Below are 18,740 nucleotides of genomic sequence, written 5' to 3'. Positions count from 1 at the left end.
TCATGCCTTCATGCTCGGCGCCAGCGCGGGTGCGTCGGCGTCAGTGGTGGGGGACGGAACGGGGTCGTGCTCGACGGAGCCGCCGAGGTCGTAGTCGGGGATGTGGAAGATCGAGCGAGGGGCCCGGCCGAAGGCCTCGACGCTCTGGCAGTACTTCGACACCCGCACCACCGACAGGTCGGCGCGGGCGGCGAGGTCGGTCAGCCAGTACGGGGCGCGGTCGTTGACCTTGATCTCCAGCACCGACATCGACGCCGGAACGATCAGCCGGTTCTGCGCACCGGAGCCGAGGTCGAATTCGCGGTCACGGCCGCGCACCCGATGGTCGAGGGTGACTCGCAGGCCGAGGTCGGAGTCGCGGCCGACGTAGGCCTCGCGCTGGTAGCCGGTCATCGCCACCGGCCGCAGGTCCAGGCCCTGGACCAGGCCGAGGACCTCCTGGACGAAGGCGGTCTGGCCGGGTTCGTGCCGGATCATCTGCCGGCCGTCGCACAGCAGGCGGGCGTCGGCGTACGGCATGCCGACCCTGCGTTTCTGCGTGACCCGGTTGACCCGTTGCTTGATCTCGACGTACACGATGGTGTCGTCGTCGATCGTGAAGCGGTCGCCGTAGTGGCGTACGCGCAGCTTGCGCCGAAACCGCAACCCTTCGACCTTCTCCCAGTAGAAGCGCAGCAGGCGGGTGTCGTAGTAGACGCTCCACACGCCGTAGCCGTCCTCGGGGCAGTAGCTGTCGAAGTCCAGGCGGGCCCGCAACTCGTCACGGATCGCCGGCAACTGCGAGGCGTGCACCAGGTACTTGATCTCGTAGCGGTTGAAGGCGTGCAGCGGGCTCGGCGCGCGCAGCGCATGGCCGCCGCGGTCGTCGGCCGTCGTCGCGGACGCCTGCCTGGCCGGCCCACCGCCCTTGTCGGGCCCGGTCGGCGTGGAACGCGGACGCAGTCGCATGCGGGTACCATTTCTCTCGGCCCAGGCAGCCGCCATCGCACCGAAGGTGAACGGCGACTGAACCGGGGGTGTCTGGCGAGTGAACGCGACCTAGCGTGTAGAGCGAAACTCGAAGGTCCGCCGGGAAACATTAAGAAGCGACTAAGAACAGGGCGCTTCTCCCGGAAATGGCATAAACGCGTCGGCAAGCGGTACGCCGTCTTTAAGAATTGGATTAGAAATAGCAGGTCAACCGGACCCGATCCCTATCGTGGTGCCATGACAACCGGTAGCCAGCTCCTGGTCGCCGACGACGACCCGTCCGTGCGCAAGTCCCTGGACCGCGCGCTGCGCCTGGAGGGCTACCAGGTCCACCTCGCCGCCGACGGCACGGAGGCACTGATCAAAGTCATGGAGCTGCGCCCCGACCTGCTCCTGCTGGACGTCATGATGCCCGGCCTAAACGGCCTGGACACCTGCCGCAGACTGCGCGCCGCCGCCGACCACACCCCCGTGCTCATGCTCACCGCACGCGACGCCGTCGCCGACCGCGTCGCCGGCCTGGACGCCGGCGCCGACGACTATCTCGTCAAGCCCTTCGCGCTGCAGGAACTGCTCGCCCGGGTACGAGCACTGCTGCGGCGCACCGGACCGCTTACCGACATCGACGACGTCCTGCGTGTCGGCGACCTCACCCTCAACCGCCGGACCAGGCAGGTCCGCCGCGGCGGAACTCTGATCGAACTGACCCGTACCGAGTTCAACCTGCTGCAGACCCTGCTCGAACACAAAGACCGCGTCCTGACCCGGACCCAGCTGTTCGAACACGTCTGGGGCTTCGACCTGAACCAGTCGTCCAACAGCCTCGATGTGTACATCGGCTACCTGCGCCGCAAACTCGAAGCCGACGGACGGCCCCGGCTGCTGCACACCGTCCGTGGCGTCGGCTTCGTGCTACGGCCAGACGAGCAGTGCCCGTGACCGGCCGCCCCTCCCTCAGCAACCGGCTGACCCTCATCGCCGCCGCGGCCGTCACCGCCGTCGCTGTCGCCGTCGGCGTCCTGGCGCTGCTCGCCCTCCACCAGACCCTCATCTCCCAAGCCGACCGGGAACTGCGGGCCATCTCGCACGGACCGCTCAGCGACCTGACCCCAGCCGCCGCCGCCGACATTCCGCCGAGCCCGCTGGACGCCCAGCAAGACCTGCGGATGCAGATTCGCTTCCCCACCGCGACCATCACTGTGCCTCGCGGCACCACCGCCCTGCCCTGGACCGCCGCCGACGATGCCGTCGCCACCGGCACCCGCACCCAGGCCGCCTACACCGCCGCCACCGACGAGGGCCGATTCCGGGTGCTGACCTTCCGCAGCCCACACGGACAGACGATCCAGCTGGCCCGTTCATTGACCAGCGCCGACGCCACCATCGCCCGATTCGGTACCCTCATCGCCGCGCTGGTCATCGCGGCGGCGGCGGCTGCGGCGTTCGCCGGACGTTTCGTCGCCCGCGCCGGGCTACGGCCGGTCGGCCAACTCACCGCCGCCGCCACCCGCATCGCCGAGACCCGCGACCTCAGCAACCCCCTGCCCGCCGAAGGCCACGACGAGATCGCCCAGCTCGGACACGCGTTCAACCACGTGCTCACCCGGCTGGCCGACGCCCGACAGCAGCAACGCGACCTCATTGAAGACGCCGCCCACGAACTGCGCACCCCGATGGCCAGCATGCGCACCAACGTCGAAGTCCTCATCCGCGACGGCAACCGACTCGACGAAGCCGACCGCGCCGCGTTGCTCGAGGACCTGGAACTGCAGAGCGTCGAACTCGCCGCCCTTGTCGCCAACCTCGTCGACCTGGCCCGCTCCCGCACCGCCGACGAACCCATGACCGCTGTCGAACTCAACGAACTGGCCGCCTCAGCCATCGGGCTCGCCGAAGCGCACTTCCCCCAGACCAGATTCCTGCTCCACGCGGGCAAGCCCATCACCGCTCTGGCCCGTCCCACCATCCTGCAACGTGCCCTGGTCAACCTGCTCGACAACGCGGCCAAGTTCGGCCGCGACGACCAGACGGTCGAACTGCGGCTCACCACCGTCACCGAACCGGTCCCCACGGCATGCCTCAGCGTGCTCGACCGCAACCCCACCATTCCGGCCGACCAGCGCGAACGCGTCTTCCAACGGTTCCACCGCCTCGACGCCTCCCGCGCGGTCGCCGGTTCGGGCCTCGGCCTGGCCATCGTCCAGCAGGCAGCCGCCGCTCACAACGGCACCGTCATCGTCACCTCGCGGCCCGGCGGCGGCAACGAGTTCCGCATGACGCTGCCACTCGACGCGGCCACCGACCAGCTCTGAGGCCGCTATGCCGTTAGCGGGTTCGTCGGCTCCAGCGGTGAGGTTCTGCCACAGGTGGAACCGGTCGGCGACCTGGACGGCGTCGAGGCGCTGGTGCGGGCGCCGTCGGCGTAGGAGCCAGCCCGGTCGCGGCAGATCACCTCAGCCCCAGGATGCGCGGCCGGCCACGTCGGCAACGCCGTCGCGTCGCGACCGGTGACGAGGTCGATGACCTGCCAGGTCTGGCAGGTGCTTGTCCGTCGGTGATGGCATGCCCGGTATGTAGGAGCGCCGTTGCGGTACTCAGCGGTACACGTGAGACGGCCACATCCTCGGTCAGGCCGTCGCCCGCGATATCCAAGCGACGCGAGGCAACTCCGGCGATGACGACACCTCACCCGCGCAACCCGCCGCACCGGCGGCCGCTTGATCCGAAAACCGCAGGGTGAGCGGCAGGCGGGGGGTGGTGCCGGACGGAGCCCCACCCCCCGCGGTCGTGTCGATCAGGCGATAACGCAGGCCACGCCGTTGAGGGTGAATGAGGTGGGCTTTCCGGCGTTACCGGTGTGGTTTGCCTGGAAGCCGATGCTGACGGATCCGTTGGCGGGGATGCTGGCGTTGTACGCCAGGTTCCTGGCGGTCACCTGCCCCGAGGCCGGTGAATAGCCCGCATTCCAGCCCGAGGTGATGACCTGGCCGCTGGGCAGGGTGAAGACCAGAGACCAGCCGTTGATCCCAGCGTTGGCGGTGTTCGTGACGGTGATGTTCTCGACCAGTCCGGTGTTCCACGCATCGATGGCGCTGGTGACGCGGCAGGAACCGGATCCGGGCGGGGTGCTCGGGCTCGGCGGGGTGCTCGGGCTCGGCGGGGTGCTCGGGCTGGGCGGGGTGCTCGGGCCTGTGGTGGTCAAGCCGAAGAACGCGATGGCAGATGCTGCCATGCCGCTCGATGGCAAGGTGTGACCAGCCCCCTGGATGCTGAGCGCCTCGACCTGCACTGTGCCCGACGAGTTGGCGAAGCGACGGCGGTTCCAGTTGGCCTGCGGGGTGTCGGAGGAGGTGGGGGTCTGACTGAGCCCGTGCACGTTGGTCCACTGCTCGACTGATTCCTGCAGCAACGAGTACGGCACGAGGGTGTCGCTGGTGCCGTGCCACAACTGCACTCGGGGCCGCGTGCCGGTGAAGCTCGGGTTGACCTGCCGCACCGCGTCGCCCCACTGCTGCGGGGTCCGGTTCATGCCTCCGCCCGTGCACTGGCTGCTTCCGGGCGGGTAGTCGGCCGCGTTGGCGAAACAGTTGAACGGCACGCCCATGAACGCCGCTCCGGCCTTGAACTTGTCCGGGTAGAGGGCGAGCATGTGCTGGGTCATCATGCCGCCGGAGGAACTTCCCGTGGCGTAGACGCGGTTCTGGTCACCGCCGTACTGGACCACGGTGTAGGCGATCATCGACATGATCGAGACCGGATCGCTGCCGCCGTCGCGGCGCTTGGCGGCTTCCGACCACGTGTCGAAGCATCGGCCGAACCCGGCCTCCTGCATCGCGCTCGGGTAGATGACGATGAAGCCGTACTGATTGGCCAGCGACGCGAACTCGCTGCCCGAGTAGAAGCCGGGGCCGGAGCCCCCGCAGCCGTGCATGGCCACCACTATCGCGGGATTGGCCGGACGGGAGTCCGGCACGTAGATGTGCATGCGCATGCCGCCCGGGTTACTGCCGAAGTTCGGCACCTCGACCAGCGAAGCCGCGAAGGCGGGTTGAACCGCCGGGATCGTGACACCGGCCGCCGCCAAGGCTGCGGCGAGGGCGAGCAGCAGCTTTCGTTTGATCTTCATGGGTCTGTCTCCTTCATTCCCCGCACAAATGGGGGACGGGCCGTGGAGTCGCGCTCGCGCGCGACATGCCCACGGCGTGCCGGCTGGTGGTTGTGGGTGTGGTCGCCGATGTGGTGGCACTCGTCCCGCCGGTGCCCTCGGACGGCTGGGTGACCTGACCGTCCGCACGTGACCACACACCGCGCAGGTCCGCGGCGTTCTGAGCAGCGACTGGTCCAGATGCCCGGCTTCCGTGACCAATGCATGACACATAGCGTTCCTCGCGAACACAAAACTGTCAATTTAAGTTTGACGATATTGTGGCCATGGCGCCCGACGAGGCCGGCATTCGTCGGTTTCCGGTTCCCGGCGGAGATGATCGGGGTCGCCGTGGTGTGGCACCCGCGCAACAGCGCTTCCTACCGCGACGGTCTGCCGCACCAGCAGGTTGTTGTGCAGCAGACCGAGGAACGATTCCATGGCGGCGGTGCCGGCCCGGCCCATCGAGCCGAGCATGCGGTGTTGGTGCAGTGCGCGGCGAACGTCGTGGACCGAACTGGGCGGATTCAACCGGCCGTCACATGGAATGTGCGCTACGTGCACATGGCCGACACCCTCGACCGGATCGATGCCCACCACGGCCCGGACGCCAAGGCCGTGGCCTGGGCACACAACACCCATCTGGGCGACGCCCGCGGCGCCGAGATGACCGCCGTTCAGATGAGCAAGACAGGGCAGCTCTCCCGCGAACGGCACGGCCGCGACCAGGTCGTCCTCGTCGGGCTCGGCTGGGACCTCACGGGTGTGCCTCCTGTCTGTTGGTGAACTGGGAAAACTGCGTGCCTGCCTGGTGTCCTGGTCGGCTGGGTGTTGGTGTACGCCCGGCCGGTCATCGCCTCGTTTTCGCTCCACGGTCGTAGGCCAGGGGCATATCACCTGGTTGCGGGATCGGCCGGCCGAAGCTTGAGCGCCCAATTCGATGCTGGTCCCCGTCGCGGGTCAGCACATGAGCGTTCACGGGTGTCCGAACCGACGGGCGGCCGCCGGCAGTCAATGGTGCGAGTGCCGCTGCTGGTGGGCTGCGGAGAGGACGAGGTACGCGCTGGCGGTCCACGTGTAGGCGCGGTCGCGCAGACCGGACCCGGTCAGAGCGTCGAAGTTCTCGGCGAAGCCGGACTTCTCACACAGGGCGCGAAAGGTGTTGCTGATGTGGTCGGCGAGCCCGGTATGGCCGGCACGACGCAGGCCGTCTTCGATGAGTACCGTCACGGGTGCCCAGATGGGGCCACGCCAGTAGCCGTCGGCTGTGTAGTGCGCTGAGGTCGGCAGCTCGGTGGCTAGACCGTAGGGGGTGAGGTGGGCGCTGATGCGCTGGGCCAAGGCTTCGGCGATGGCGGGATCCAGTTCGGCACCGAGGATTATCGGCATCAGGTCGAGCAGGCTGTCGCTGGTCCAGGTCTGGCCTGACAGTGCGCTGCGGGCGCGGAATCGCTGTCCGGTCCAAAGGTTTTCGATCATGTCGGCCTGCATCTGCTGGGCTTTGCGCCGCCAGTCGGCGGCGTCGGAGTCGAGGCCGAGTTCGGTGGCCAGGTCGGCGAGCTCGCGCAGTTGCAGCACCAGGAAGGCCGCCAGGTCGGCCGATTCGATGACGCGCTCGGGGTCGAAGCAGGTGGCGTTGTCCCAGCCGCTGTCGTTGCCATGCTGGTAGTGCGCCAGTGGGCTGTTGTGAGTGCGGCGGTGCTCGAGCCAGAACCGTGTCCAGTCGGCCAGGCTCCCGTATACCTGGAGCAGGTCGTCGGGGTTCAAGTGCAGGTGGCGTCGCAGTCGGTGCAGTGCCCAGCCGTGGATCGGGGGTTTGACGAAGTTGTAGAGGATCTCCGAATGGGTGACCGAGTCCGGTAGGGCGCCGGCGGCGTCCTGGTGGTCGAACGGGGTTTGAAATTGGTCCCAGGCCAGGTCCGGTTGCCCCGAGGCCAGGGCGAGGGCGTTGAAGCAGTGGTCCCAGCTCCAGATCTTGTTCATCCAGTGCTTGGACATGAGCACTGCCGGCCGGGCGAGGAATCCGGCGGGGCGTACGGTCGCCGACCACAGGACATAGGCGGCCAGTTCCGCGGCCGGGGTCTCTGCGTCGCGCCAGGGGGCGACGGCGTCGACGAACGCACCGTACGCCGCCTGGGCACTTTTGTGGACCTCGGCGAAGGACCGTTCGGGACGGTAGGGAGCGCGGGCGGTCTCGTACTCCTCGATCGCGATCTCCCACGGTAGGTCGTCGCCGGTGCAGACGACGCCGCGCTCGGCCAGGCCGAGTGACTGTCCGCCGGTGACCTCGGCCAGGCGGCCGGCCAGGACGGTGATGCGGTAGCGGCGGCCGGTCTCGTACACGGTGTAGACGTGGGAGCCGTCGACCGGGTCGGGGTAGAAGTAGGGGCCGCTGAACGGGGTCAGGGAAGGGCTTGCGGCGGCGACGAGCAGGTTGAGTCCGATACCGGTGATCCGCACGGTGTCGGCGCTGTCGTAGGCCAGTGCGATGGCGCCGTGTGGGTGGTGCCAGGTCAGCTGGGCGGGCGTGCCGGTGACGGTGGTGTGCCGGCGCTGGTGCCGGTCCCCCGCGACCGGCACCAGCCGCAGGATGGGGTGCAGGCCGTTCTGGTGGGATACCAGGTGCACGTCGTCCGCATAAATCTTCTCGGCGATCACCGGTGAGAAGTTGAACCACGACCCGCTGTGGCTGAAGGGGATCTCGCGGAGGGAGAACTCCGGGCCCTGTGGGGCGACTGTCATGGTGTGGCCTCTTTCTGCGTGCGGCGTGTTGGTCCGGCCGACCGTTGGTGGCGGCGCGAAGGCAGGCGTCAGGGCAGCCGGAGCGCGGCGCCGGGCCCGGCTGTAAGGCGGGGGGTCAGTCCTTGACTGCTCCTGCGGTGACGCCGGTGGCGACGTAGCGCTGGGCGAGGATGAGCAGGACGGTCGCGGGATCGACGCCACGACCGCGGTGGCCATGATCGCATTCCATTCCTGGTTGTTGTTGCCGATGTAGTGGTAGATGCCCAGGGTGATCGGTCGCAGCGGGCCGCCGCTGTCGAGCGTGCTGGCGAAGACGAAGTCCGACCACGCCCACAGGAACGCGAACAGCGACACGGTGACGGTGGCGTTGCGGCTGACGGGCATGACCACCGACCAGAACGTGCGGGCGGGGCCGGCGCCGTCCACCACGGCGGCGTGCATGACCTCGTGAGGGATGCCGCTCATAAACGCGGTGAAGATGAGGACCGCGAACGGCACCGCGATGGTGGTGTCGGCGATGATCAGGCCGGTGAGGGTGTTGAGCATGCCGATGTTGAGCAGGAAGGCGTAGTAGCCCATCGCCATGATGATCCCGGGGATCATCTGCGCGACCAGCAGCAGGAAGCTGAGCACGCCGCCTCCCCGGGGGCGCAGCTTGGCCAGGGCGAACCCCGCCGGTGCGGCGATGGCCAGAGTGAGCGCGACGGTGCCCAGCCCGACGATCAGGCTGGTGCCCAGGTACGGCAGTTGCTGGTCGAGGACGGAGCGGTAGCCGTCGAGGGTGCCGCCGACAGGGAACCAGTCGGGCGGGCTCTTGCGCATCCGTTGGTCAGCCGTGAACGACACGTTGATCATCCAGTAGACCGGGAACAGCATCACCGCGGTCGCCGCGAGGCCGGCAGCGGTCTTCCACCAGGTCGTCTTCGGGGTCATGACTGCTGCTGCCTTCGCTGAACGCGGATGTAGATCAGGCCGAAGACGACCGCCGTGATGATCAGTAGGTTGCCGACGGCGGCGCCGGGTCCGAACGCGGGTAGCGGATTGCCGAACCCGAGCCGGTAGGACCACGTGGCGAAGGTGGTGGACGAGTCCACCGGCCCGCCCTTGGTCATGATCCAGATGATGTCGAAGACCTTGAGGGTATAGACCAGGCCCAGCAGCAGCGTTATCGCCGAGACAGGGCGCAGCAGCGGGAACGTGACCCGCCAGAACCGCTGCCAGCCGGTGGCGCCGTCCAGCGCGGCGGCTTCGTGGACCTGCGGGGAGATGCCCTGCAGACCGCTGTAGAGCACGACCAGGTTGAACGGTATGCCGATCCAGACATTCGCAATGATTACCGAGATCAGCGACCAGTCCGGCGAGGTGAGCCAGTTGACCTGGTCCGCGCCGAGCAGGCCCAGGGCGCTGTTGACGATCCCGGAGTCGCTGTTGAGCATCCACGACCAGGTCGACGCGGACACGATCAGCGGCAGCAGCCACGGCACGAGGAACAGCGCTCGCAAGGTGGCCGACAGCCGGAAGTGCTGGGTGAAGAAGACCGCCAGTGCCATCCCGATGAAGAACTGCAGTGCCAGCGACACCAGGGTGAACGTGACGGTCTGCAGCAGCGCGGGCCAGAACGTGGCGTCGTCCAGGACCGTGCGGTAGTTGTCGAGCCCGATGAACGCCGCGTCGCCGTGTACGAAGGAGCGCACGGTGTACTGGCGCAGGCTCAGGTCGAGGTTGCGGTAGAGCGGGTAGGCGTAGAACGCGATCAGGTAGACGGTGATGGGGGCGAGGAACGCCCATGCGGCCACCTGCGTGTTGACGCGAGCCGCGCCGTGGCGGGCGGCCCGCGGCGGGGCGGCGCTGAACGCCGCCCCGCTCGGGCCGTCCACAGGCCGGGTAGGCGGTGTCTGTGTCCGGAGGTTCATGACCGTGGCGCTATCGGGTCACTTGGTCGCCGCGGCGGCCGCGGTCTGGGCGTCGGTCAGGGCCGCCTGTGGGGTCTTCGACCCGCTGAGCGTCGCCTGCACTGCGGTCCACAGCTGCTGGGAGATCTTGGGGTACTTGGTGCCGAGGTTGTCGCCGGTGCGGCCCTTGGCGGCCTTTACCGCGTCGACCCACACCTGAAGCTCTGCGTTGGCGGCGACCTGCTTGGCCTGCACCGCCTCGGTGGGGGCGATGTAGTTCAGCGCGGTGACGGTGGCCAGGGAGTTGTCGGTCGAGGCCAGGCACGATACGAGCTTCTGTGTGGTGGCGTAGCGGGCGGTGTCCTTCTGGACGGGCACGCTGACGAACTCGCCACCGGTGGGGGCGGCGGCGGTGCCGCCGTCGATCGCGGGCACCGGGATGATGCCGTACTCGAAGCCGGCCTTCTCGGCGTTGCCCAGCTGCCAGGTGCCGTTCTCGGCGAAGGCGTAGTCACCGGTGGCGAACTCCTGCCAGCTGGTGGTCTGGGTGTTGTTGATGACCGAGTTCGGGGCGTAGCCCTGCTTGAGCCAGTCGGTCCACAGCGACACCGCGGCCACGGCCTGCGGCGAGTCGAGCTGGGTCAGGTTCGCTCCCGAGCCCCAGTACCAGGGCAGGAACTGGAAGCTGCCCTCCTCGGTGCCGATGGCAGAGAAGGTGATGCCCTTCTTGCCCGCCGCCTTGACCTTGGCCAGGGCCGCGGTCAGCGACTTCCAGTCGGTCACCGAGGCGATGTCGACACTGGCGGCCTGCAGGACGGCCTTGTTGTAGTACAGCGCCAGGGTGTTCGCGCCGATCGGGATACCGTAGGTCTTGCCACCGCTCTGACCCGCGCCGAGCAGATTCGGCGAGATCGCCGCGGTGTCGAGCTTGGTGTCGTCGGAGGAGGCGAGTACACCGGCTTCGGCCAGGGTGGAAATGACCGGGTTGTCGACGATCAGCACGTCGGGTGCGTTGCCCTGCTGGGCGGCCAGCAGCACCTTGTTCGTCAGGTCGGTGGTGTCGTAGCCCGTGCGGGTGATGGTCACGCCCGCGTCGGTGCCGCACTTGTTCAGCAGTTTGGCCCAGTCGGAGCTGCCGTCGTACTGGGGGTATGGGTCCCAGATCGTGTAGGTGGTACTGGCGGGGTCGTTGGCGGGGTCGGTCGAGGAGCAGGCGGCCGTGCCGGCCGTGACGGCCGCTGCTGTCAGGGCGAGAGCCAGGACACGCCGCCTGGCCGTGGTTGAGCGCATGGACATTCCCTTCATCAGCACAGGTCACCGTGCGCCGTCTCGGCGAGCCGACCCAGTTCGGGGCGGGCGCGGTCCGCCTTGCGTCGCGGTCCGCTGTCGAGGTGGCGTCCGGCTTGGGAGCGTCGGGGTGGCCTACCGGCGACCTGCGGCCGTTGCCAACCCGTTACGCGGTTGTGTCGAACCGATTCGGCGAATCGGTTCGATCGACGATAGGGCTCCGCATCGGCTGGGTCAATGGGGAGATGCCGTCTCGGTACACACCACCGTGTCATGCTGCGACCGAAGAAATGGCGGCAAGGAGATACGGCCTCTCCTCGATGTTGTGGATCGGTTCGACTACGCTCGCCGTGGTTGCCGCATGGCGAAGCCGCGCGGGCAAGGTATAAACAACGTGGTGGGGGGAGAGCCTGTGAACATCGGCGAGATCGCGCGGCTGGCCGGAGTGTCGCGCAGTACGGTGTCCTACGCGCTCAGCGGTCGGCGAACCGTGTCGGCGGAGACGCGCAGGCGCATCGAGCAGGTCATCGCCGAGGCGGGTTACCGGCCCAACGCCGCCGCCCGCGCGCTCAAGGAAGGCCGCACGCGCACTCTGGGACTGGTCATCCCGCCGGCGAGCCGGCGCCTGACCGACATGCAGCTGGGCTTCGTGGCCAGCGTCGTGGAGGCCGCCGCGCGCGTGGACCTCGACGTGCTGCTGTCGCCGTCGGGTGGTGACCACGACCGGTCCTTCGAACGCGTCATCACCGGTCAGCGCGTCGACGGCGTCATCCTGATGGAGATCCGGCTCGAGGACGCACGGGTGGCCCGGCTGCAGCAGACCGGCACGCCGTTCGTGACCATCGGCCGCACCGCGCACCCTGAGCACATGTCCTGGGTCGACGTCGACTACGCCGGCCTGATCGGCCGCTGCGTCCACCACCTGGCGGACCTGGGCCACCGGCACATCGCGTTGATCAACCGCTCCCAGGAGCTCGTCGCCGCCGGCTACGGCCCCGGCCACCGGGCGCTGGCGGGGTTCACCGACGCGGTCGCCCAACGCGACCTCAGCGGCCTCGCGGTGTGCTGCGCCGACGAGACCACCGCAGGGCAGGCGTGCATGGAACAGCTGCTCGCCGACCACCCGCAGATAACCGCCGTCGCGACCATCAACGAGGCTGCCCTGCCCGGGATGCAGCGAGCCCTCGACGACGCCGGCCTAGCCGTGCCGCGAGACTTCTCCATCACCGGCGTGGTCGCTCAGCACTGGGCCGAGGACTTCCGCCCACCGCTGACCGCCGCCGACGTGCCCGCCCACGACATGGGGGCCCGCGCGGTGGAGCTGCTCCTGCAGCGTATCGCCGAGCCCACGTCGGCACCGCGGCACCTGCTGATCGCGCCGCCGATCGCGCTACGCGCCTCGACCGGTCCGTCCGCGGCCCGACCTGCCGGCCGCTGAGCAGAGGCCGACGAAACGATCCAGGCAGTCTGCCGGGCGACCGCGACACCACGGCCCGCGCGCGCCTGAGCGGCACCTCCCGTCATCTGCCACACCCGGCGCGTCTCCGCGAAACCCGCCGTTGACACATCAGCAACGCATCCTTAGTCTCGAAGCGAATCGATTCGATAAGCGAGCGAGTTCGCGAGAAGCCGAACCACGCACTATAGCAATGTCATCAGGCTTGATCGTCGAATCGATTCTCAAGTTGTCCCCCGACAGCTGACACAGCTCCGTGCCGCCAGGGCCGCCGCGTCCATCGGCGGTGCGGACTGGATGAACCACTACGCCGAACCGGAGCACCAACGCCTGTGCCCCCGGCGGGCCGAAACACCGCGCGGCCGCCGTCCGGAGTACACGCGACCCACCCGCATATCAGTGGCCACGCGAAGCACGGCGCAAGCCGTCCCTGGCCGCTGAGACTCCGAAGGAGCCGCTAGTGAACATCGCATCAGTCCACCAGCCCGGACGCCGAGTCGCATCGGCCGTGCGCGTGCTGGCCGTCATCGCCCTGACCGCCGCGGCCGTAGCGAGTCCGCTACCTGCTGCGGCCGCCGACGAGACGATCACCGTCAACTTCTCCATGGCCGGCGGATCGCCCACCTACCGCGCCTCTGGGTGGATCTACGGCATGACCGAGAACGCGTCGGGGCCCGCTGACCACTTCTACACCGACGTGAAGTTCCGCTACATGCGCGCCGGCGGGGCGCAGCTGGACTCGCCCGGCGGCTGGGTCTCCGGGCGCTACCAGCGCCGCTGGGACGCGACCCTCGCCCAGGCCCGACGCACCATCGCCCTGGGTGGCCAGTTCGTCATCCTCCCGCACGACCTGTGGGGCGCCGACGGCTACCCGATCTCCCGATTCCCCGGCGACAACGGCGACTGGACCGACTACGACAACTTCCTCACCAGGCTGATCAGCGACGTACGCGCCGCCGGGATCACCGTGCAGTGGGACATCTGGAACGAACCCAACCTGAACCTCTTCTGGAACCGGCCCCAGGCCCAGTACTTCGAGCTCTGGCGGCGGACCTACCAGCGGCTGCGCACCGAGTTCCCCAGCCACCTGATCGTCGGCCCGAGCCACGCCGGCGTGCCTACCACCTCCACCGGCTGGTGGACCCAGTACCTCGACTTCGTCAAGGCCAACAACGCCGTTCCGGACATCATCAGCTGGCACAGCCTGCCCAGCGACCCGGTCGCCAACGTCAACGCCGCCAACACCACCCTCAACGCCCGCGGCATCGCTCATCCCCGTCCTTACCAGATCAACGAGTACGGCGCCGGCAACGAGCAGAACCCCGGTGACGGCTCCTGGTACATCGCCCGCCTCGAACGCGCCGGAGCCGACGGCCTGCGCGCCAACTGGGCCAGCGCCGGCAACCTGCACAACGATCTCGGCAACCTGCTCGCCCGCAACTCCGCCGGCGTGCACCAGCCCAAGGGCGAATGGTGGGTATACCGCTTCTACGGCTCACAGACCGGCCAGATCTCATCGGTCACGCCGAGCACCGCCTACGACGCGTTCGCCACCAAGGACTTCGCCATGGCCAAGATCCTCGTCGGCGGCGGTGGCACCACCGGCAACATCGCCGTCAACATGCAGCGACTGGACACCACGAACGGCATCGTGCAGAACAACCAGGTCCGCATCCTGACTCAGCGCATCCCCAACAACAGCGGCGGCGCCGTGCAGGGGCCGATCACCATCTCCAACACCGTCGTCACCCTGTCCGGCAACGCCACGACCGTCAACCTGCCACACACCAACATCGACGACACCTTCACCATCACGCTGCTGCCGCCGTCGAACGCCGGCTTCCAGTCGGTCGCCGTCGCCCAGCACTCCCAGCAGTGCCTGGACAACAAGAACCTTAGCTCCACCAACGGAAACCAGCAGCAGCAGTACTACTGCGAGGGCGGCGGCCAGCAGCTGTGGAACTTCCAGTCCGTCGCCGGCGTCGCCGACACCTTTACCGTCGTCAACCAGCAGAGTGGTAAGTGCCTCGACGTCAATGGCGCCTCCACGAGCGACGGCGCCGCGGTCCAGCAATGGACCTGCACCAGCGGAGCCCAGAACCAGCAGTTCACCCTCCGCAAAGTGACATACGGCGGCAACGACTCCCACGACTACCAGCTCGTCGCCCGCCACAGCGGCAAGTGCGTCGACGTCAGCACCATCTCGACGACTGTCGGCGCGCTCATTCACCAATGGACCTGCAACCCGGTCGGCCAAGGCAGCCCGCTCAACCAGACCTGGCGGCTCTGGGGCCGTTAAGCCCACACGAGTCATGCGACGTGAATCTTCCTACCGTGTGCCCACGTCGCAGAAAAAAGCGCGAAGTCCGGCGGCCAGTTCACCATGCGTGGCCTGGCCGCCCCGGCGATGATAGAAATCGCTCTCGCATCCCTTGTCGTTGTTGTGGCCGCGCAGCCGCGCCCACCCCGTAGTTCATCGGAATACCTCTGCTTACCGTGAATCGGTGGCCAGTTGCTCCGGCCTCACTCGTCGAGGTAAACCCTGCGTCGTTCCGGGTCGGCCTTGCCTCCGGCTTCAATCGTGATCTTGAGGGTATGGGCAGGAAGCACCCGGATGGCGGCATTCCGACCCCCGGTGCGTTCGACAACGTCTCGCGCCGCCTCCCTGTCGCCGCTCGCGAGCCGACGGACCAGGTCCGCCTCTGGGGCGGCATCAGGGCCCTCAAGAAGAGGCAGGTTCGACAAGCCTCGATCGGGGGCCAGCTGCAGCGCCACGAACCACGAGAACGGCGGCGTCTTGTCGAACATGTACCTGTGCACTGATGCGACTGTGGATCCGCTCGCGATTAGATCTTGGTAAAGGGCTAGGCCGCTGCCGTAGTCGAAAATCTTGCTGGAAAGTTTCCGATCACGCAGCTGTGCCAGTATCGCAGCCGTCAACTCATCGAGGGTCTCAGTCCGTGGGCGGTACAGCAGGTACTTCACTGCACCGAATCGTGCTGTCCGGTGCGGGCTGCTTTGGTGTTAACAGGGGTGCAGCAGCCCGCACCACCCGATGAGGGCCTCGAGTTCAGCCAAGCGAATGCGCACGGCGTTGTCAGGACGGCGTCGTCCGTGCGGTGTAACGCCGACGCGTGGCAGGCACTGCGTGGCAGTGCAGTGTTGGGTAGGGGCAGGAGTACAGCATTCCCAGGGGCCAGTTGGCCAGTCTTTCCACGTTAGGAGTGAGGGCTACAGCCCTCTATCGGTTCGCTCAGGCGAATAGGGCAAGGTAGATCATGATGTGGTGGCAGATGGCTGCGATGAGGGTGCAGGCGTGGAAGAACTCGTGGTGGCCGAATGTCTGGGGCCATGGGTTGGGTTTGCGTAGCGCGTACAGGACCGCGCCTGCGCTGTAGACGAGACCACCGGCGGCGAGCATGATCAGAGCGGTCAGCCCTCCGGTGTGCAGGATGTCCGGCAGGATGATCACGGCGATCCAGCCGAGGCCGAGGTAGAGCGACGCGCTGACCCAGCGTGGTGCGCGTCGCCAGATGACCGAGGTGGCGACTCCGGCGGTGGCGCCGGCCCACACGATGGTCAGGAGGATGGCGGCTTTTGCCGGGTGGAGGAGCAGTGCGCAGATGGGTGTGTAGGTGCCGGCGATGAACACGAAGATCATCGCGTGGTCGAGTTGGCGCATGATCTGGTAGCCGCGGGTGCTCCATACGGTGCGGTGGAATAGGGCACTGACCGCGAGCAGCGCGCATATCGTGACGCTGTAGACGGCTGCGCTGGTCACGGGGGCAGCCCCGGGTCGGGTGGCGGCGACGCTGACCAGGACGACACCGCAGAACACGGCGACGATCGAGGCGTAGGCGTGTAGTTGTCCGCGCAGTCGTGGATGACCGAAGTCGGCGAGGGCGGGCTGTTTCACCGTGGCGGTGGTGATGGCCGTCATCTTGGTTGCGTCCCCGGCGGCGTGCACTCCACCTCTGGTACCGTGCGGCTGCGCGGATGCGTAGGGCCCGGCCCGGGCGGTTCTTTGACCGGCCTGGGCAGTTCCCCGATCGTCGGGCGAGGCGACGCTGGTCATGCCGTCGTGGTCACGGGATGGTTCGCCCCGGGCCACGGCGAACTGCTGGTCGGTGTCGACGGTCGCCGCGCATTGCCCAGCCGAGGGTCCTGCAGGTCGGCGTTGACGACGGGCAGGAATTCGATCAGGTCGAACTTATCGACGAGGGTGTCGGCGGCCTCGACGAACACCCGTGCGAGCCGCTGGGTGGATACGGTGGTAGTGGTCATGGCAGCCTTCTTCCCTTATAAGCGTCGTGTTCATGGAGGACTGCGTGTTTATGGGTGCCGGTCGAAGACGATCCGGCGGGCGATGATGCCGGTGGCGACTTCGCTGAGGCGTTGATCGTTGGCGTGGGCGTAAGCGCGGATGCGGGCCATGGCGTCGGTGAGGGTCGTTGCAAGTTGGGCCATGACCATGCCCTGGGCTTGGAACAGCTCCGAGCGTGAGCCCAGCACGTTGTGGAGCCAGGTGTCGGCGCGGTCGGCGTCGTGTTGCCGGTCGAGCAACGTCGTGACGGTCACCTCGGCGAAGGTGAGCGCGAGGGTGACCTCGTCGGTGGTGAGCATGCCGGGAACGGGGCGGAACACGTCGAGCATGCCCAGGCGGGCGGCGCCGATCTGCAGCGGGAACGCGAACACCGCCCGCACCCCGCCGGCATGCACCGCGGGGCTGTAGGCAGGCCAGCGGGCCATGGCCTCGTCGAGGTCGGGGATCATCACCGGGTGCCGGGCGGTGTAGGCGTCGATGCAGGGGCCCTCACCGAGGGTCAGTTGCAGCTCTTCGAACCGTTCGGCGGCCGGGTCGGACGCGGCCGTCACCGCCCGTGCCCCGTCTGAGGCAACGACGGTCAACCCAACTCCGCAAGCGGACAGCGCACGGACGGCTGCCCCGCACAACTGTCGCAGCCCGTCGGCCTCATGAGCGGTGTGGTCATCGGCGTGGGGTTCTGCTGCGATGAGGGCTTCCACCTGCCTGAACCGGTCCAGGCCGGCCGCCACAAGGGCTCCCTGTCTGCACCACCGCAAAGAGGCGCTGCGCACGATGGGGCACATCCGGTGGCGGGCATGGCTTCCTTTCGCAAGCACTGTGTGCCACCGGGGACTGGGGTAGCCGGACCGGCTGCGTCGCCCGTCCTTGCCTCGACGTACCCCGCGCGCCCACGTCCAAACGGCGACGGAAGGCGCTCCTAGGGCAGTGACGAAGTTCTCGGCCGCCACAGCCGATTCGACCGCCCGAACGAGGCGAGCCGCTGCCACAGCCCGGCCGCGGCAGCCAGACCGCTGTCCGAACCCGGCGCTGGAGGCGGCATATGTACGGGCTCGCGCCGGCACTCGCGCAATGCCGCTACAGCGGGTGCCCGTCGACTCCGGGTGGCTCCGCGAAGGCCAGCCGGGCGACCATCTCCTCGGTAATCGCTGCCCAGGCCACCGCGCGACGAGGCAATCGCCAATCAGGCGCAGTCGCGGCACACGTCCTGCCCGGCCGCCGCCCGCTGGTTGCGGTGGCGGACCAGGAAGCACTTCGAGCAGCGGAACTCATCTGCCTGCTGGGCCACGACGGGCACGGTCAGCTCCTCGTCGAGCTGGTCGCCGCCGGGCAGTTCGAAGGACTCCGCAAGATCGTTCTCGTCGACGTCCACCGCCGCGGCGTTGGGCGTCTCGCGGCGGACGCGCAGCTCCTCGAGGCTGTCCTCCTCGATCACGGGCTGGCGTGGTGCGTCGTAGTCAGTCGTGGTCGCCATGGCCGTCTCCCCCCTCGTGGTGCGTCCGTGCAACATCCGTCGCGCGGCGCGTATTCCGCGCTCGCCCGAACCGGACATTCGGGCAGGCGGGGCTGTTGCTACATGATCAAAAGCCGTCGGCGCGGTTCCGGTTCGCCAGCGCCACACCGATGCGACGCCGAGCCGGCGGTAAGGGGAAGACCTTCTCACGACGGTGAGCGCGACCCGCCAAGGACACGCGAGCGGGTGGTGAGGAACACGATCGGCAACCGAAACCTCCGTAGGGGCTACGTAGTGATTGAGAGGCCCCGGCACGCACGACCCGCCGGACTTGGTCCTATGAGCTCTCCGTCGGGGCCTGCACCGGCCTGTTCTGCCCTAAAGCACTATTCAATCGATAGAGGTCGAGCAATGCTCGTACTGGCTTGAGCAGCGCGCGATCTACCGAACGTCATGATGGTCGATGCGCGGCG

General features: G+C 67.9%; 14 protein-coding genes and 1 pseudogene. 5 read left to right on the top strand and 10 right to left on the bottom strand.

The features are described from left to right. Window positions 1-948, bottom strand: coding sequence for a polyphosphate polymerase domain-containing protein (locus tag KUA19_RS30185; RefSeq protein ID WP_217401371.1), 948 nt, complete (start codon window positions 946-948; stop codon window positions 1-3). Window positions 949-1,206: 258 nt separating this feature from the next. Here KUA19_RS30185 and KUA19_RS30180 point away from each other — a divergent pair, with 258 nt between their 5' ends. Then, window positions 1,207-1,908: a response regulator transcription factor gene (locus KUA19_RS30180; protein WP_217401370.1), complete on the top strand. Its 702-nt coding sequence runs from the start codon at window positions 1,207-1,209 to the stop codon at window positions 1,906-1,908. Beyond that, on the top strand, window positions 1,905-3,281 hold the full coding sequence (locus KUA19_RS30175; RefSeq protein ID WP_217401368.1) for a HAMP domain-containing sensor histidine kinase: 1,377 nt from the start codon (window positions 1,905-1,907) through the stop codon (window positions 3,279-3,281). The genes KUA19_RS30180 and KUA19_RS30175 overlap by 4 nt, the downstream gene beginning before the upstream one ends. 482 nt (window positions 3,282-3,763) lie before the next feature. Here KUA19_RS30175 and KUA19_RS30170 read toward each other — a convergent pair whose 3' ends face one another. Next, window positions 3,764-5,095 (bottom strand): extracellular catalytic domain type 1 short-chain-length polyhydroxyalkanoate depolymerase, encoded by a 1,332-nt coding sequence (locus KUA19_RS30170; RefSeq protein ID WP_217401366.1) that lies wholly within the window; start codon window positions 5,093-5,095, stop codon window positions 3,764-3,766. A gap of 219 nt (window positions 5,096-5,314) precedes the next feature. On the opposite strand from KUA19_RS30170, the pseudogene KUA19_RS30165 reads away from it, so the two are divergent. After that, window positions 5,315-5,863: pseudogene (locus tag KUA19_RS30165) on the top strand (erythromycin esterase family protein); the annotation flags it as partial. 261 nt (window positions 5,864-6,124) lie between these two features. On the opposite strand, the gene KUA19_RS44705 reads toward KUA19_RS30165, so the two are convergent. From KUA19_RS44705 to KUA19_RS30145, 3 genes are read right to left on the bottom strand one after another with little or no spacing between them, the layout of a single operon-like run. Continuing rightward, window positions 6,125-8,788, bottom strand: a complete 2,664-nt coding sequence (locus KUA19_RS44705) for an MGH1-like glycoside hydrolase domain-containing protein (protein WP_254550314.1) — start codon at window positions 8,786-8,788, stop codon at window positions 6,125-6,127. Next, window positions 8,785-9,768, bottom strand: coding sequence for a carbohydrate ABC transporter permease (locus KUA19_RS30150; protein WP_217401362.1), 984 nt, complete (start codon window positions 9,766-9,768; stop codon window positions 8,785-8,787). Before KUA19_RS30150 ends, KUA19_RS44705 begins: the two co-directional genes overlap by 4 nt. Window positions 9,769-9,786: 18 nt before the next feature. Further along, entirely contained in the window at window positions 9,787-11,037 is a 1,251-nt protein-coding gene (locus tag KUA19_RS30145) for a sugar ABC transporter substrate-binding protein (protein WP_217401360.1), read from the bottom strand. A 409-nt stretch (window positions 11,038-11,446) separates the two neighbouring features. Here KUA19_RS30145 and KUA19_RS30140 point away from each other — a divergent pair, with 409 nt between their 5' ends. Both KUA19_RS30140 and KUA19_RS30135 read left to right on the top strand, forming a co-directional pair. Continuing rightward, complete coding sequence (locus tag KUA19_RS30140; RefSeq protein ID WP_217401358.1) at window positions 11,447-12,472, top strand: LacI family DNA-binding transcriptional regulator; 1,026 nt, start codon at window positions 11,447-11,449, stop codon at window positions 12,470-12,472. Between the two features lie 478 nt (window positions 12,473-12,950). Next, window positions 12,951-14,789 (top strand): RICIN domain-containing protein, encoded by a 1,839-nt coding sequence (locus KUA19_RS30135; RefSeq protein ID WP_217401356.1) that lies wholly within the window; start codon window positions 12,951-12,953, stop codon window positions 14,787-14,789. A gap of 224 nt (window positions 14,790-15,013) precedes the next feature. On the opposite strand, the gene KUA19_RS30130 is transcribed toward KUA19_RS30135, so the two are convergent. The 5 genes from KUA19_RS30130 to KUA19_RS30110 all read right to left on the bottom strand — a co-directional run bounded on the left by KUA19_RS30130 (window position 15,014) and on the right by KUA19_RS30110 (window position 18,288). Continuing rightward, the gene (locus KUA19_RS30130; RefSeq protein WP_217401354.1) at window positions 15,014-15,475 is read right to left on the bottom strand and encodes a hypothetical protein; all 462 of its coding nucleotides are present in this window, start codon (window positions 15,473-15,475) and stop codon (window positions 15,014-15,016) included. Between the two features lie 268 nt (window positions 15,476-15,743). Next, window positions 15,744-16,421 (bottom strand): PAQR family membrane homeostasis protein TrhA, encoded by a 678-nt coding sequence (trhA, locus tag KUA19_RS30125; RefSeq protein ID WP_372451892.1) that lies wholly within the window; start codon window positions 16,419-16,421, stop codon window positions 15,744-15,746. A gap of 140 nt (window positions 16,422-16,561) precedes the next feature. Continuing rightward, entirely contained in the window at window positions 16,562-16,774 is a 213-nt protein-coding gene (locus KUA19_RS30120) for a hypothetical protein (RefSeq protein WP_217401350.1), read from the bottom strand. A gap of 48 nt (window positions 16,775-16,822) precedes the next feature. Beyond that, window positions 16,823-17,545 carry a GAF and ANTAR domain-containing protein gene (locus KUA19_RS30115; protein ID WP_308167721.1) on the bottom strand — a complete coding sequence of 241 codons (723 nt, stop codon included), beginning with the start codon at window positions 17,543-17,545 and terminating at the stop codon, window positions 16,823-16,825. Window positions 17,546-17,997: 452 nt separating this feature from the next. Then, complete coding sequence (locus KUA19_RS30110) at window positions 17,998-18,288, bottom strand: DUF4193 domain-containing protein (RefSeq protein ID WP_217401346.1); 291 nt, start codon at window positions 18,286-18,288, stop codon at window positions 17,998-18,000. Between the last annotated feature and the right edge of the window lie 452 nt (window positions 18,289-18,740).

The sequence above is a fragment of the Catellatospora tritici genome (assembly GCF_019083965.1).
GTDB lineage: Bacteria > Actinomycetota > Actinomycetes > Mycobacteriales > Micromonosporaceae > Catellatospora > Catellatospora tritici.
The sequence above is the reverse complement of the archived record's forward strand: the minus strand, read 5'-3'. Positions and strand labels throughout refer to the sequence as shown.

Excerpts from the sequence above, each read along its gene's own strand:
- KUA19_RS30150 (WP_217401362.1), bottom strand. The coding sequence starts at position 9,768 with ATGAACCTCCGGACACAGACACCGCCTACCCGGCCTGTGGACGGCCCG.
- KUA19_RS30185 (WP_217401371.1), bottom strand. The coding sequence starts at position 948 with ATGCGACTGCGTCCGCGTTCCACGCCGACCGGGCCCGACAAGGGCGGT.
- KUA19_RS30120 (WP_217401350.1), bottom strand. The coding sequence starts at position 16,774 with ATGACCACTACCACCGTATCCACCCAGCGGCTCGCACGGGTGTTCGTC.
- KUA19_RS30180 (WP_217401370.1), top strand. The coding sequence starts at position 1,207 with ATGACAACCGGTAGCCAGCTCCTGGTCGCCGACGACGACCCGTCCGTG.
- KUA19_RS30170 (WP_217401366.1), bottom strand. The coding sequence starts at position 5,095 with ATGAAGATCAAACGAAAGCTGCTGCTCGCCCTCGCCGCAGCCTTGGCG.
- KUA19_RS30110 (WP_217401346.1), bottom strand. The coding sequence starts at position 18,288 with ATGGCGACCACGACTGACTACGACGCACCACGCCAGCCCGTGATCGAG.
- KUA19_RS30145 (WP_217401360.1), bottom strand. The coding sequence starts at position 11,037 with ATGCGCTCAACCACGGCCAGGCGGCGTGTCCTGGCTCTCGCCCTGACA.
- KUA19_RS44705 (WP_254550314.1), bottom strand. The coding sequence starts at position 8,788 with ATGACCCCGAAGACGACCTGGTGGAAGACCGCTGCCGGCCTCGCGGCG.